This is a genomic window from Streptomyces sp. Rer75 (assembly GCF_013414305.1).
Classification (GTDB): Bacteria; Actinomycetota; Actinomycetes; order Streptomycetales; family Streptomycetaceae; genus Streptomyces; species Streptomyces himastatinicus.
Genome location: NZ_CP058693.1, coordinates 890,820 through 905,980 on the forward strand (window position 1 = coordinate 890,820; position 15,161 = coordinate 905,980).

Sequence of the window (15,161 nt, forward strand, 5' to 3'; positions counted from 1 at the left end):
CCTGTCAGGGCGAGACCGCGTCGGTCTCCGGCACCTTGGCGTTCCCCGTGTCCGGCGCGGGCGCGGGCTCGGACCCGGCCGCCATCGCGGAGCTGGTGTCGACCAGGTCGCGGCGGGAGGTCTCGGGGGTGAAGAAGTACGCGGCGGCCGCCGAGACCAGGGCCACGGCGCTCGCGTACGCGGCCACCGGGACCCAGTTGTCGCCGCCGCCGGTGAGCGCGGTCGCGATGAACGGGGTGAGGCCACCGGCCACGATCGCGCCGAGCTGGGCGCCGACCGAGGCGCCGCTGTAGCGGACCTTGGAGCCGAACAGCTCGGTGAACAGGGCGGGTTGGACGGCGTTGCAGGCATTGTGGGCGAGGTTGATGACCAGGCAGTACGCCAGCACGATGAGCACCGCCGAGCCGGACTTCAGCAGCCAGAACGCGGGGAAGGTCAACGCCGCGGCGGCCAGGCCGCCGTAGACGTAGACCGGGCGGCGGCCCACCTTGTCGGACAGCGCGCCGAAGAAGCCGTGGGCGGGGAAGGCGAGCACCGAGGCGATCATGATGGCGGTGGTCAGCGTGGCCTTCGGGATGCCGAGGTGTTCGGGCCCGTAGGACACCGCGAAGACGGTCAGCAGGAAGAACGGCACGCTCTCGCTGAACCGCAGCGACATGATCAGCAGCACGCTCCGCCAGTCGTGGCGCAGCACGTCGAGCAGCGGCGCCTTGGCCTTGCCCTCCTCGTGCTTGACCTGCTCGAACACCTCGGATTCGCCGAGCCGGCCGCGCATCCAGAGGCCCACGCCCACCAGCACCGCGCTGCACAGGAACGGAACGCGCCAGCCCCAGGACTGGAACTGCCCGTCGGGCAGGATGCCCATCAGCGCGAACATGCCCGTGGCCAGCAGCTGTCCGGAGAAGCCGCCGGTGTTGGGCCAGGCGCTGAAGAAGCCGCGGCGGTGCGCCGGGGCGTTCTCGACGACCATCAGCATGGCGCCGCCCCATTCGCCGCCGACCATGAAGCCCTGGATGAAGCGCAGCACCACGAGAAGCACCGGTGCCCAGATGCCGATGGTGTCGTACGTTGGCAGAAGACCGACGGCGAAGGTGGCGGCGCCCATCCCGCACAACGTCGTGACCAGCGTGGTCTTCCGGCCGATGGTGTCGCCGAGGTGGCCGAAGACGAAGCCGCCGAGCGGGCGGGCGATGAAGCCGATGCCGAAGGTGGCGAACGAGGCGAGGGTGCCCGCGAACGGGCTCAGGCTCGGGAAGAAGAGATCGCCGAACACCAGCGCGCTGGCGAGGCCGTAGAGCAGGAAGTCATAGAACTCGATGGTGTTGCCGATGAAGCTCGACAACACGGTGCGACGGAGTTGGGCGGACGCGTGGCGTGAGGTCATGTGTTTCTCCTGCTCTGGGCCTCATTGCCCGGGACACTGGTTAACCGTTCACGGTTAACCGTGGCGATGAGTATGGGATCCCGCACCACGCCCGTCAATAGGCACCCTTGACGCCCCGGAAACGACTCCGTAACTTCAGTTCGACTTTTGAAAGATCGAACCGTCGAACACCCTCAGAACTCTTCAAAACTCTTCAAGGGGCGAAGAACATGAATGGTGTGCGCAGACGAACGGTGCTCGCCGCGGCCGGTGGCACGGCCATCGCGGGCAAGGCCGCAACCGGCACCGCCCAGGCCCGGGAGCGGCCGGGCCCCGGCGAGCGGCCCGCGGCGGAGCCCGCCCCGTACGAGGCCAAGGTCCAGGCCCTGCTGGGGCGGATGACGGTCGAGGAGAAGCTGGGCCAGCTCCAGCAGCTCGCCTGGACCGGCGACACCGGGCCCGGCGGCGGACAGACCGCCGAGGCGGAGAAGGCGGCCCGGCAGGGACGGCTCGGCTCCGTTCTCAACATTTACGGGGCGAAGACCACCAACACGCTCCAGCGGATGGCCGTCGAGGAGTCACGGCTGGGCATCCCGCTGGTGTTCGGGCTCGATGTCATCCATGGCATGTGGACCACCTTCCCCATCCCGCTGGCCCAGGCCGCGAGCTTCGACCCGGCGGTGGCCGCACGGGACGCCGAAGTGTCCGCGAAGGAGGCCCGTTCCAACGGGGTGCACTGGACGTTCTCCCCGATGATGGACGTCACCCACGAACCGCGCTGGGGGCGGATCTCCGAGGGCAGCGGCGAGGACCCGCATCTGACGGCCGCCCTCGCCGCCGCCAAGACCCGCGGCTACCAGGGCGAGGACCTGGGGGCGAAGGACCGGCTCGCGGCGTGCGCCAAGCACTTCGTCGCGTACGGCGGCGCCGAGGGCGGGCGCGACTACAACACGGTGGACGTCTCCGAGGCCCGGCTGCGCAACCTCTACCTCGGGCCCTTCCTGGCGGCCGTGGACGCCGGGGTGGCCACCGTCATGGCGAGCTTCAACACCATCGGCGGGGTCCCCGCCCACGGCAACCCACACACCCTCACCGACATCCTCAAGGACGAGTGGGAGTTCGGCGGCGTCGTCGTCAGCGACTACAACGGCGTTCAGGAAATGACGGTCCACGGCTTCGCCGCGGACCATGCCGACGCCGGACGGCTGGCGCTCAACGCCGGGGTCGACATGGAGATGGCCAGTACCACCCTCGCCGACCACGGCAAGCGGCTGCTGCGCAGCGGCGCGATCACCACCGCGCGGCTGGACGACGCGGTGGCCCGCATCCTGCGGCTCAAGTTCCGGCTCGGGCTCTTCGAACACCCCTACGTGGACGAGGACACGGCGATCGAGGAGCCCACCAAGGCGTCCCGGGCGGCGGCCCGCGAGACGGCCGCGCGCACCATGGTGCTGCTCAAGAACACCCCGGCCGGGAAGGAGAAGGGGGCGCTGCTCCCCCTCAGCCCGTCGGCCTCCTCCATCGCCGTCGTCGGGCCCTTCGCCGACTCCACCGATCTGCGCGGCTCCTGGGCCGGGCCCTGGGCGGACGCGTTTCCGCCGGTCACCGTCCTCGACGCGGTCAAGGACGCCGCGCCGAAGGCCCGGGTCACCCATGCCCCCGGTGTTGACCCGGCAGGCAAAGACTCCGGCGACACCGGCGGCATCGCGAAGGCCGCCGCGGTCGCCAGGGCGGCCGAGGTGGCGGTCGTCGTGGTCGGGGAGGCCTCGGCGCTCAGCGGGGAAGCGGCCGTACGCAGCGACATCAGCCTGCCCGGACAGCAGGAGAAGCTGATCGCGGCGATCGCGGACACCGGCACGCCCTTCGTCGTGGTCCAGGTCAGCGGGCGCCCGCTGACGATGGGCGGCTGGCTGGACTCGGCACCCGCGGTGCTCCAGGCGTGGCATCCGGGCATCGAGGGCGGAAACGCCATCGCGGACGTCCTGTTCGGCACCGTGAACCCGGGCGGCAAGCTGCCGGTGTCCTTCCCGCGCTCGGCCGGGCAGATCCCCATCTACTACAACCACGAGAACACCGGACGCCCCTACGACCCGGACAACAAGTACACCTCCAAGTACCTGGACCTCGCCGACGGCCCGCAGTTCGCCTTCGGCCACGGCCTCAGCTACACCACCTTCGACATCGGCGAGCCGAAGCTGTCCGTCAGCCGTATCGCGGCCGACGCGCTGCGCAAGGGCGACACCGTGGAGGTGGCGGTCACGGTGCGGAACACCGGGAAACGCGAGGGCGACGAGGTGGTGCAGGTGTATCTGCGCGACCCGGTGGCGAGCCTGGTGCAACCGGTGCGGCGGCTGTGCGGCTTCCGCCGGGTGACGCTCGGCGCGGGGAAGTCCACCACCGTCCGCTTCCGGCTGGGCGCCGAGGACCTGGGCTTCTGGACCCACGACCGGGACGGCACGTTCACGGTGGAGAAGGGCGAGATCCAGATCTACGCGGGCAACAGCGCACGGGCGAGGAGTGAACGGACCCTGACGATCACATAGTGGGACGGCGTCCCGTCTTCTGCACAGGCACACCGGGTTACTTGTAGGGTGCATGCTGACAACTCCAGCCCGGGAAGACACCGAAGATGACCGCCGCGCCCTGCCCCTTGCCCCGCATCCCGAGAAGCCACCCCGCTCCGCGGCACCTCGCGGTCCACCGGAACCCCGGCCGGGCGGAGGTCCCGTGGGCGGTGTGATCACCGGCTTCGGCGTCATCGCGAGCATCATCGTCACCGGCTATGTGCTCGGCCGCCGCGGAGCGCTGGGCGGGCAGGGCCGGGAGGTCCTGACCAAGCTCTCCTTCAACGTCGCCTCCCCCGCGCTGCTGTTCACCACCCTGGCCCACGCCGACCTCTCCGTCATCGTCTCGACCCCGCTGCTCGTCACGGCCCTGAGCACCTTCGTGGTGGCGGGCGCGTTCGTCGCGGTCGGCGCGGTGCGCAAGTGGAGCGTGGGCCGCACCACGATCGGCGCCCTGTGCGCGAGTTATGTGAACGCGGGCAACCTCGGCATCCCGATCGCCATGTACGTCCTCGGCGACGCGTCCCTCATCGCCCCGGTGCTGCTGTTCCAGCAACTGGTGATGACACCGATCGCGCTCACCGTCATCGACCTCAGCCGCCCCGGGGACCACCCGCCCTCGATGCTGCGCCGGCTGACCAGCCCGTTCCGCAACCCCATCGTGATCGGCTCGCTGTCCGGGGTCGCGGTGGCCGCCACCGGGTGGCGGGTGCCCGGGCCCCTCATGGAACCGTTCTCCCTGGTGGGCAGCATGGCCGTACCCGCCGTGCTGCTGGCCTTCGGGATCTCGCTACCGGGCAGTGCGCTGCCCGGGCGCGGCGAGGAGCGCGGCCCGGTGCTGCTGTCGGTGGCGCTGAAGTCGTTCGGCCAGCCGGTGGTGGCCTGGGCCATCGCGGCCGGTCTCTTCGGGCTCGCCGGGACCGCCCTCTTCGCGGCCGTCGTCACCTCCGCGCTCCCCGCGGCGCAGAACCTGTTCACCTACGCCGTGCGCTACGAGACGAGCACCATCCTGGCCCGCGAATCCATCCTGCTGTCCACGGTGCTGGCCGTACCGGTGCTCTTCACGGTGGCGGCGCTGCTGGGCTGAGGGCTCGGCGCCGCCGGGCCGAGGGCGGCGCCCGGCGGGGGTGTCCGGCCCGGAATCGGGTGGGGTTTACCCCTGGAGGCCCCGGGCAGGCGGTTATTCGTGCTTCGGACCGGAGGCACGCACCGCGGGAGCAGTCCGACCGCTCCAGGACGCGGCCACCGGTCCGTATCCTGCGCGCTCCCGCACGGCAGCGGCCACGGTCCCAGGCGACCCCGTCAGCCCCTTGCAGGAGGTGTGTGACATGACGACCGCAGCGCAGCACACGGCACGTCCCCGCTCCGGCTCCTCGAAGCACCCGCATGACGACGCCCCGGACACCAGCGCCGAGTTCCACGAGATGGCCCGCCTCCCCGAGGGCCCCGAGAAGGACGCGCTGCGGCAGCGGGTGGTGGAGGCGTGGATGCCGATGGCGCAGCGGCTGGCCCGCCAGTACCGCAACCGCGGCGAATCCCTGGAGGACCTGGAGCAGGTGGCCGCGCTCGGCCTGGTGAAGGCCGTCAAGCGGTACGACCCCGAACACGGCACGGCGTTCGCGGGATTCGCGGTGCCCACCGTCGTCGGCGAGATCAAGCGCCACTTCCGGGACCACCTGTGGGTCCTGCACGTGCCGCGCCGGGTCCAGGAGCTGCGCAACCGGGTGCGGGCCGCACACCGGGAGCTGTCCCACTCCCTCGACGACGCCACGGTGCCCACCGAGGCCATCGCCGAGCGCACCGGCCTCAGCGAGAAGGAGGTGCGCATCGGCATGGAGGCCATGGGCAGCTTCACCCCGCTGTCCCTGGACGCCCAGCTGACCGGCGCGGACGACGGCTACTCGCTGGCGGACACGCTCGGCGGCCAGGAGCCCGCGTACGACCGGGTGGTGGACCGCGAGGCGGTGCGCCCGGGGCTGGGGCGGCTGCCCGCCCGGGAGCGCCAGATCCTCTACCTGCGGTTCTTCTGCGACATGACCCAGAGCCGGATCGCCGAGCAGCTGGGCATCTCCCAGATGCATGTCTCCCGGCTCATCAACCGCACCTGCTCGACGCTGCGCGCCCAGGCCCTGGCCGAGCCGAGCGCCAACTGAACGGCGTGCCGCCCACCGCTCCCCCGCGTTGCGCCGCTGGAACGATGTGCATCGCCTCAGCGGGTGACCGTGGCGCCGTGGAGAGCGCCCGGCTCCGCTCCGGACTGCGAGGGTCGGGGCGCGGATCACCGTTGCCCAGCGAAGGAGTACGCCCGTGACCACCCTCCAAGGCCCGCCCGCGGTGTCCGACCTCAAGCTCCTCCGGGGCCAGAAGGCGCTGGTGACCGGGGGGAACTCGGGCATCGGCAAGGCGACCGCGATCGCCCTGGGGCGCGCCGGCGCGGATGTCGTCGTCAACTACGTCTCCGACCGGCCGTCCGCCGAGGCCGTCGTGAAGGAGATCGAGGGCCACGGTGTGCACACGTACGCCCACCAGGCGGATGTGTCGCAGGAGGACCAGGTGGTGGACATGGTGTCCGCCATGGTCGACCGGCTCGGCACGATCGACATCCTGGTCGCCAACGCGGGCCTCCAGCGTGACGCCCCGACGGTGGAGATGACCCTGCCGGACTGGGAGAAGGTGCTCTCCGTCAACCTCACCGGTCAGTTCCTGTGCGCCAGGGAGGCGGTCAAGGAGTTCCAGCGGCGCGGGGTCGTTCCGGAGGTATCGCGGGCGGCCGGGAAGGTCATCTGCGTCAGCTCGGTCCACCAGATCATCCCCTGGGCCGGACATGTCAACTACGCGTCGTCGAAGGGCGGCGTGGCGATGATGATGCAGACCATGGCCCAGGAGCTGGCGCCCGAGAAGATCCGGGTGAACGCGATCGCGCCGGGCGCCATCAAGACGCCGATCAACCGTGACGCGTGGGACACCGAGGACGCCAGGACCGCCCTGCTGGAGCTGATCCCCTACGGCCGGATCGGCGATCCGCAGGACATCGCGAACGCCGCGGTCGTCCTCGCGTCCGACCTGTGCGACTACGTCGTGGGCACCACGCTCTACGTGGACGGCGGGATGACCCTCTTCCCCGGCTTCGCCACGGGCGGCTGACCGCGGCGCCACCGGCCGCCACCGGCCACCACCAGGCGATTCGGCGCGCGTGGAGCGAGGATGGTGGTGTCACCGTTTCCTCAAGGAGGTGAACGACGATGACGTTCCCCTCGGACAACTCACGGGACGCCGACCAGCGGAATGAGCGCGGTGAGCGTCCCACCGGCCCGGAGGGGCCCTTCACCGGTCTCCTGGGCACCCTGTCGGACGCCGCCTGGCAGGTTCTGCTGACCGCGGGCCTGGCCGCGATCGTGCTGGGGCTGCTGGTGCTGGTGTGGCCGGCGGCCACCCTGGCGGTGGTCGGCGCCCTGTTCGGTGTCTATCTGTTGATCAGCGGCATCTTCCAGCTGGTCGGGGCCTTCGGGGCACACACCCCGCAGTCGATGCGGGTGCTCGGCTTCGTCAGCGGAGCGGTGAGCGTGTTCCTCGGCCTGCTCTGCTTCCGTGGTCCGGCCCAGTCGGTCCTGCTGCTCGCCCTGTGGATCGGATTCGCCTGGCTGCTGCGGGGTGTCATGCACACCATCACGGCCGTCCAGGACGAGGGGATCCCCGCCCGCGGCTGGCAGATCTTCCTCGGCGTCGTCAGCGCCCTGGCCGGAATCGTGCTGATCGTGTCGCCCTTCGGCTCCATCGCCGCGCTCACCCTGGTGACCGGCGTCTGGCTGATCGTTCTGGGCATCATCGAGGTCATTCACGGGATCCAGCTGCGAACCCGGCTCGGAGGCCAGGCGCCCCGCAAGGCACATCACGGCTTCCGGTTCCGCCAGCAGCCCCATCCGCAGCCGTAAGTAAAAACCGCCGCGACAGCCGCCCCGAGCGGCTGTCGCGACAACCAAGAGGGGGCTGGCTAGTGAGTCTGCACCCACCACGCCATCAGACCGATGGCCGCGGTGCCGCATGCATACGACGCGCCCCGCACGAAATTCGCGGCGGCGAGCCGACCGTATCGACGCCATCTACTACTGGAACGGCTGGGTACCGGTGGGCGAACCTCCATCGTCTGCTGCATTGGGAGCCCCTTTCGTGACCGTACGGACAGTGACTGTCCGACAGGGGGGAACGACGCGCTGAAGAAAGCATACAAAAGTGTGAACTTCCCTCAGGTGTCTGACTCGCCGAGAAAATAGCTTTCGACATGATTTCAGATCGCGTGCGCCCGGGGGCTCCTGACGGCACGGCGCTCAGTCCCGGCTCCTGACGCCGCTCAGCCCGGCCCGTGCCAGCGCAGCACCGCGCCCAGCCCTCCGGCGGGCCCCGCCAGGCCCTCGGGGACCAGCAGCACCTCGGTGTCGGCCACCGCCGCGGACCGCATCAGCGCGTCGTCCGCGCGCGCAGGTTCGGGCGCGCGCACGCCCAGCGCCCGCACCTGGGCCCGCTGCACCGCCACCTGATCGGCACCGGGGCCGATCCACACCTCATGGCGCATGTCGCCGCCCGCCTGGCCCAGCAGCAGGGTGGCCGCCTGATGGCTGCGCACCGCCTCCACCACCGCGGGCACCCCCTCCGCCGCCCCGCTCGGCGCGGAGCCGTCGTGGCCGGTCGCGGCGTGCCCGCCGGGGCGGCCGCGCCCGGCGCGGAAGAGATCGAGTACGGCTTCCAGATGGGCGCGGGCGTGGTCCGCGCGGGCATGGTCGATCTCCGCCTCCAGGAGGTCCCGGGCGGACCCGGGCGCCCGGCTGCCGTGCCGCGCCTCCACCGCCCGGTCCCGCAGCGGCTCGGGCAGCCGGTCGCGGACCGCCCTGCGCTCGCGCGGATCGCCCGCCAGCACCAGCAGGGGCGCGCCGCTGTCCGGCCACTGCCGTACCAGTTCCTCGGCGACGAGGTCCGCGGTGTGCTCCCAGCCGTTCTCGACCCGGTTGCGGTAGTGCCACTCGTACCGGTCGGCGGGCACCGACCGGTGGCCGCGGCCCCGTGGCGCCCCGCCCGTGGCGCGGCACACCGGGCGGGCTCCGCCCTCGTCGCGCAGCTCCAGGTCGGCGCCCGTCCGGTCGACGTACGCCACCAGGCACGACGGCCACTCGCCGCGCAGCGACGCCAGCGGCGCCACCCGGGGCAGCGGCGACCAGGATGTGACGACGTCGCCCGGGGACGCGGCCAGCGGCAGGTCGAGCACCACTTCGCCGTCCGACGCGAACAGCGCCCGTCCGGCGGAGGCGCTGGCCGCCCGCTCACCGGCCAGCCTGCTCACCACCGCCTCACGGGTGCGGGGGTCGGCGCCCTGGGCGGTCAGCTGACCGGCCACGAAACGCTCCCGCAGCCGGCGCCGCGTGGGGGCGTCCTCCGTCGCACGCGAGGTGTCGAGGTAGACGCACGCCCAGGGACCGGGACGATCGAACAACGGCTTCAGGAATCCAACGTCCATGACCTCCCCCAAACCGGGGAAACACACGACCCGGACGGGCGTCCGGATCGCCGCGCCACTTCGGCCGCGTAGGCCCGCGCCGCTTCGGCCGCGTGGGGCGCTACACGAACCAAGCATCCCTCCAGCTCTCCGGGATCGCCAGGGGGTGTCTTGTCGATCAGGCCGGATCAGCGAGCATGATCGGCAAGGCGCTCCCTGGGGCCGTCCGGCCGTACCGCGACTAGAATCTGTCCCATGGCTCGCTCCAACGAGGAGGTCGAAGCCCTCCTGCGCGAGTACGCCGATCTCCTCCTGATCACGGGCGGGGACGCGTTCAGGGCGCGCGCCTACGAGAAGGCCGCACGGTCGATCGGCGGCCATCCCACCGATGTGTCGGGGCTCGATGTGAAGGGGCTGCGGGAGATCCCCAACGTCGGCAAGTCGATCGCCGAGAAGGTCGTCGAGTATCTGCGCACCGGACACGTGCCCGCCGTCGAGGAAGCGCGCGCCGCCATCCCGGCCGGGGTGCGGGAGCTGACCGCGATCCCGGCGCTCGGGCCGAAGAAGGCCATGCTGCTGTACGAGGAGCTGAACATCGCCTCGATCGAGCAGCTGGCCACCGCGATCGAGGAACACCGGCTGCGCGACCTCAAGGGCTTCGGGCCGAAGTCCGAGGAGAACATCCTGCACGGCATCGGGCTGCTGCGGGCCGCGGGCGGCCGGGTCCCGCTCGACGAGGCCATGGACGTCGCCGACGACATCGTGGCCGCGCTGTCGCAGGTGCCGGGCTGTGAGCGGGCGGCGTACGCAGGGTCGCTGCGCCGCATGCGGGAGACCGTGGGCGATGTGGACATCCTGGTGGCGGCAGCCGAATCAGCTGCCTTCATGGACGCGTTCACCGCGCTCCCGTACACCACCGAGATCATCGCGCACGGCGAGAAGAAGACCTCGATCCGCACCACCAAGGGGCTCCAGGTGGATCTGCGGGTGCTGCCGCTCGACTCCTGGGGCGCGGGGCTGCTGTACTTCACCGGATCCAAGGCCCACAACATCCGCGTCCGCGCGATCGCGGTGCGCCACGGCCTCAAGCTCTCCGAATACGGCCTCTTCGAGACCAAGAGCGGAAAGAAGATCGCCTCCCGCAGCGAGGAGGACGTGTACGCGCGGCTCGGCATGGACTGGATCCCGCCGACCCTGCGCGAGGACCGCGGCGAGGTGAAGGCCGCGCTGGAGGGCCAACTGCCCAGGCTGGTCGGCGAATCCGATCTGCGTGGCGATCTGCACACCCACACCGATCTCACCGACGGCCTCGAACCGCTGGAGAACATGATCGCCACGGCGGAGCGGCGCGGTTACGCGTACTACGCCGTCACCGACCACGCGCCGAAGCTCTACATGCAGCAGATGACGAAGGAGAAGATCCTCGCCCAGCGGGAGCGGCTGCGCGCCATGGACCGCGGACGCGGCCGCCGGGACATGCGGCTGCTGCACGGGGTGGAGCTGAACATCGACGCCGACGGCGAGGTGGACTGGCCCGACGACTTCCTCGAGGGCTTCGACCTGTGCGTGGCCTCGGTGCACACGCAGTTCGGCCAGGACCGGGACACCATGACCCGGCGGTTCCTGCGGGCCTGCGAGAACCCGCACGTCAACATCATCGGCCATCCGACGACCCGGATCCTCGGCAAGCGGCCCGGCGTCGACGCCGACCTGGACGCGGTGTTCGCCGCGTGTGCCCGTACCGGCACCGCGCTGGAGATCAACGCGCATCCGAACCGGCTGGACCTGTCGGACGAGAACATCCTGCGGGCGAAGGAGCACGGCGTGGTGTTCGCCATCGACAGCGACGCGCACTCGACGCTGGACCTCGCCAATCCGCGGTACGGGGTGGGCATGGCCCAGCGCGCCTGGCTGACCACCGACGATGTCATCAACACCTGGCCGCTGACCCGGCTGCGGCGTTTCCTGCGCAAGGGATCGGGGCAATCGCGCGACGTATGACCGCAACGTTTTCCCCTTCCGAACCCGCCCGCCGGGCGCCCGGAGCCCGCACCCTCGCCGAGCTGGACGAACGGGTGAGCCGGTGCCGCGCCTGCCCGCGTCTGGTCGCCTGGCGGGAGGAGGTGGGCCGTACCAAACGGGCAGCCTTCGCCGACTGGGACTACTGGGCCCGGCCGGTGCCCGGGTTCGGCCCTCCGGACGCGGCGCTCGCCATCGTGGGGCTCGCCCCGGCCGCGCACGGCGGCAACCGCACCGGCCGGATGTTCACCGGCGATCGCTCCGGCGACTTCCTGTTCGCGGCACTGCACACCGTCGGCCTGGCCAACCAGCCCACCGCCACCCACCGCGACGACGGTCTCGCACTGCGCGGGGTCAGGATCACCGCGCCGGTGCACTGCGCCCCGCCCGCCAACCGCCCCACTCCCGGGGAGCGGGACACCTGCCGCCCGTGGCTGGTGCGGGAACTGCGGCTGCTCCGGCCGACCCTGCGGGCCGTCGTGGTCCTCGGGGCGTTCGGCTGGCAGGCCGCCCTGCCCGCGCTGAACGCCGCCGGATGGGCCGTGCCCCGGCCGCGGCCCGCGTTCGGACACGGCGCGCGGATCACGCTGGAGGCCACCGACGGGGGCGCCCCGCTGCGGGTGTTCGGCTGCTATCACGTGAGCCAGCGGAACACCTTCACCGGCCGTCTCACCCCGGCCGTGCTGCACGATGTGCTCGGCGCGGCGGCGGAGGCGGCCGGGCTGCTGCCTCCGCCAGCCGCTCCCCTGGCCTCCGCCCCGGAGGGCGGCTGACAGGGAGAAGGTGAGGCCCCGGGCACTGGGGCAGGAGGGCGCCCGGGGCCTCGTTCAGGGGGCGGGGCGGGTCAGTTGAGCCCGGCCCCACTGGCGGCGTCACCGGCGGCGTCACCGGCTCCGGCGCCGTCCTGGTCGTCGCCCGTACCGGCGCCCGCGCCGGCGTTGGCGCCCGCGTTCGCACCGGCATTCGCACCGGCGTTCGCAGCACCCGCGCCCGCGTTGGCACCCGCTTCGCCACCGGCACCGGCGTTCGCGGCGCCCTCGTCACCGGCACCGGCGTTCGCGGCACCTTCATCGCCCGCACCGGCGTTCGCGGCACCTTCGCCACCGGCATCGCCCGCGCCACCGGCGTCACCCGCGCCGCCGTCATCGGCGCCGATCACCGCGCCGGTGGCTTCCAGGGCGCCGGTCACCGGCTGGAAGAACGTCTCGCCGCCCTGGGTGCAGTCGCCGCTGCCGCCGGAGGTGAGGCCGACCGCCGCGTCCCCGGCGAACATCGCGCCACCGCTGTCGCCCGGCTCCGCGCACACGTTCGTCTGGATGAGGCCGTTGACGATGTCGCCGCCGCCGTAGTTCACCGTGGCGTTCAGGCCCGTGACCTCGCCGTCGCTGACGCCCGTCGTGCTGCCGGAGCGCTGCACCTCGAGGCCCACGCTGGCCTCGACGGCCCGGCCGATCGCCTGGTTGCTGCCGTCGGCGAGCTTGACCGCGCTCTCGGGCTGGGTGGTCGCGTCGTCGTACATGACGAGCGCGAAGTCGGTCTCGGGGAACTGGGTGTCCTGGACCGTGCCCAGCGCCTGGGCACCCGCCTGGTCCGCGGTCCAGGTCTCGGACTCGTTGCCGCAGTGGCCCGCGGTCAGGAAGCCGGGGGCTCCGTCGACGGAGACGTTGAAGCCGAGGGAGCAGCGGGAGCCACCGCCGAAGATGGCATCGCCGCCGACGAGACCGGCAGCGGCTTCGCCACCACCGCCCGCGCCACCGGCGGCCTCACCGGCACCGCCCGCGGCGTCTCCGGCGCCGCCAGCGGCCTCACCAGCACCGCCCGCGGCATCCCCGGCGCCACCGGCCGCAGCGTCTCCGGCGCCACCGGCACCCGCATCCCCGGCACCACCGGCGGCCGCGTCCTCCCCGGCGGCGTCGCCCGCCGCGTCACCGGCCCCCGCGGCGCCGCCGTTGGCACCCGGCTGGGCCGTGTCGCCGCCGTCGAACCTCTTGAACTCGCCCTTCGTCCGCTGGACGGACACCATGCCGTCCATCGCGTCCGTGGCCTTGGTCAGCGTGTCCCACTTGGCGCCGGTCACGGTCTTGTCCGCGGTCACCCGGACCTTGTTCGTCACCGGGTCGATGGACCAGGCGGTACCGGCTACCGAGGCGTCGGTGCTCAGCGTCTTGGTGGCGGCCTTCAGCTCGGACATGCTGTTCTGCACGATCTTGGCGACCGCGCCCTGGGCTTCCACGGTCTTCGCCGCGTCCTCGGTCATGACGTTCATGACCAGTTGGCTCGTGTCGTTGTTGAAGTACCAGCCAGCGCCGTTGTCACCGAGGTCTGAGGCGAGGCTCCTCGCGAGTTTCACTGCCGACGGGGACGAGAAGGTCTTCACGTCCGTCGTCTTGTCCTGGCTCGCATTGGCATTGGGCAGCAGAAGGGCGGCTGCCCCGAGCGCGACGACAGCAGCGCCGGAAACGGCGAGGGTCCGCTTGTTCACACGTCGGTGGTGGCTCAACACTGACCTCCAGTAGGGGGGCGCGGGGCATGTGCGGAGCGCCTGTTGCGTTCCGCCACGCCCTCGCGCAGGGCCACCACCGAGTACGGGAGGCGTTTACTCCGTTCTCACCATGACTCACAGTGTGATGAATGGCTGCGCCGAACGATCCGGAGCGGTAGGGTCCGCCGGTTCCGCACCCTCAGCCCCCATCCCCGCCCGCCCGGGCGGCCTGGGCGCGCAGCTCCCACACCTCCCCCAGGGCCATCTGCGCCGACCCTTCGACCGGCGAGCCCGCCGTGGTCTCGAAGTGATCGACGTAGGCGCCGATGAACTCCTGCCAGCGGTGGTTGACCGGGTCCTCGTCCAGCGCCGCCATCGCCGCGGCGAAGTCCTCGCAGTCCACGAGGTGGAAGAGATGGCGTCCGCTGCGCCAGATCCGCCAGTTGGTGATTCCGGCCCGCCCCAGCGACTCCAGCAGATCCGCCGGAACCGTGGCGTGCTCCCGTTCGTAGCCCGATTCCTGGCCCTCCTTGAGGACCGAGTGCAGCGCCACGCGCATCGGCATCTCCCTTCGTCCACTCTCATCACGGCATATGACCGGAGCCACTCTGCCCCCTCCGGCCCCGCCCGCCAACGGTCCGGCGGCCTCTCCTGCCCCACCGGGCGCTGGAAACGGCCGCCGCGATCTACGATGCCTCGCGGAGCGGCGCGATCGCCGGACGCCGCGCACCCGCTGATGACGACCACGGAAGGACCCCAACGCCATGGCCAACACCCCCGTGCGCGACCGTTCCACGATCTTGGTTCTCAACGGGCCGAACCTGAACCTGCTCGGCCTTCGCCAGCCGGAGATCTACGGCACCGACAGCCTCGCCGACGTCGAGAAGCTGGTCGCGGCGACGGCCGCCCCGCACGGGCTCACCACCGACTGCCGCCAGAGCAACCACGAGGGGCAGCTGATCGACTGGATCCAGGAGGCCCGCGAGCGGCACGCGGCCGTCATCATCAATCCGGCCGGTTACTCCCACACCTCGGTGGCCCTGCGCGACGCGCTGGCGACCTGCGACGACATGCCGATCCTGGAGGTGCACATCTCCAACATCCACCAGCGCGAGCCGTTCCGGCAGCACTCCTACGTCTCCGCGCTCGCCAGCGGCGTGATCGCCGGATGCGGCATCCAGGGCTACGCCTTCGCGGTGGAGCGGGTGGCCACGCTGCTCGCGGCCATGAAGAAGTGAACCTCAAGAC

At 71.5% G+C, this 15,161-nt stretch carries 12 protein-coding genes; 8 read left to right on the top strand and 4 right to left on the bottom strand.

The features are described from left to right. Positions 1-4: 4 nt before the first annotated feature. On the bottom strand, positions 5-1,384 hold the full coding sequence (locus tag HYQ63_RS03085) for an MFS transporter (RefSeq protein ID WP_179932385.1): 1,380 nt from the start codon (positions 1,382-1,384) through the stop codon (positions 5-7). A 209-nt stretch (positions 1,385-1,593) separates the two neighbouring features. Here HYQ63_RS03085 and bglX point away from each other — a divergent pair, with 209 nt between their 5' ends. From bglX to HYQ63_RS03110, 5 genes are all read left to right on the top strand, one after another. After that, positions 1,594-3,906 (top strand): beta-glucosidase BglX, encoded by a 2,313-nt coding sequence (gene bglX / locus HYQ63_RS03090; protein WP_179932386.1) that lies wholly within the window; start codon positions 1,594-1,596, stop codon positions 3,904-3,906. A gap of 184 nt (positions 3,907-4,090) precedes the next feature. Further along, on the top strand, positions 4,091-5,014 hold the full coding sequence (locus HYQ63_RS03095) for an AEC family transporter (RefSeq protein WP_179932387.1): 924 nt from the start codon (positions 4,091-4,093) through the stop codon (positions 5,012-5,014). Positions 5,015-5,255: 241 nt separating this feature from the next. Next, positions 5,256-6,080, top strand: coding sequence for a SigB/SigF/SigG family RNA polymerase sigma factor (locus tag HYQ63_RS03100; RefSeq protein ID WP_179932388.1), 825 nt, complete (start codon positions 5,256-5,258; stop codon positions 6,078-6,080). Between the two features lie 154 nt (positions 6,081-6,234). Next, complete coding sequence (locus tag HYQ63_RS03105; RefSeq protein ID WP_179932389.1) at positions 6,235-7,071, top strand: SDR family oxidoreductase; 837 nt, start codon at positions 6,235-6,237, stop codon at positions 7,069-7,071. A gap of 98 nt (positions 7,072-7,169) precedes the next feature. After that, on the top strand, positions 7,170-7,859 hold the full coding sequence (locus HYQ63_RS03110) for an HdeD family acid-resistance protein (RefSeq protein ID WP_179932390.1): 690 nt from the start codon (positions 7,170-7,172) through the stop codon (positions 7,857-7,859). A 416-nt stretch (positions 7,860-8,275) separates the two neighbouring features. On the opposite strand, the gene HYQ63_RS03115 is transcribed toward HYQ63_RS03110, so the two are convergent. Continuing rightward, positions 8,276-9,433 carry a hypothetical protein gene (locus HYQ63_RS03115; protein WP_179932391.1) on the bottom strand — a complete coding sequence of 386 codons (1,158 nt, stop codon included), beginning with the start codon at positions 9,431-9,433 and terminating at the stop codon, positions 8,276-8,278. A 234-nt stretch (positions 9,434-9,667) separates the two neighbouring features. Here HYQ63_RS03115 and polX point away from each other — a divergent pair, with 234 nt between their 5' ends. Then, positions 9,668-11,413: a DNA polymerase/3'-5' exonuclease PolX gene (polX, locus tag HYQ63_RS03120; protein ID WP_179932392.1), complete on the top strand. Its 1,746-nt coding sequence runs from the start codon at positions 9,668-9,670 to the stop codon at positions 11,411-11,413. Next, positions 11,410-12,204 carry a uracil-DNA glycosylase gene (locus HYQ63_RS03125; protein ID WP_179932393.1) on the top strand — a complete coding sequence of 265 codons (795 nt, stop codon included), beginning with the start codon at positions 11,410-11,412 and terminating at the stop codon, positions 12,202-12,204. The genes polX and HYQ63_RS03125 overlap by 4 nt, the downstream gene beginning before the upstream one ends. Before the next feature lie 71 nt (positions 12,205-12,275). Here HYQ63_RS03125 and HYQ63_RS03130 read toward each other — a convergent pair whose 3' ends face one another. Together HYQ63_RS03130 and HYQ63_RS03135 are read right to left on the bottom strand one after the other, a co-directional pair. Further along, complete coding sequence (locus tag HYQ63_RS03130) at positions 12,276-13,913, bottom strand: S1 family peptidase (protein WP_179932394.1); 1,638 nt, start codon at positions 13,911-13,913, stop codon at positions 12,276-12,278. Between the two features lie 199 nt (positions 13,914-14,112). Then, on the bottom strand, positions 14,113-14,472 hold the full coding sequence (locus HYQ63_RS03135; RefSeq protein ID WP_179932395.1) for an L-rhamnose mutarotase: 360 nt from the start codon (positions 14,470-14,472) through the stop codon (positions 14,113-14,115). Between the two features lie 205 nt (positions 14,473-14,677). On the opposite strand from HYQ63_RS03135, the gene aroQ reads away from it, so the two are divergent. Continuing rightward, positions 14,678-15,151 (top strand): type II 3-dehydroquinate dehydratase, encoded by a 474-nt coding sequence (gene aroQ / locus HYQ63_RS03140; RefSeq protein ID WP_179932396.1) that lies wholly within the window; start codon positions 14,678-14,680, stop codon positions 15,149-15,151. Positions 15,152-15,161: the final 10 nt, after the last annotated feature.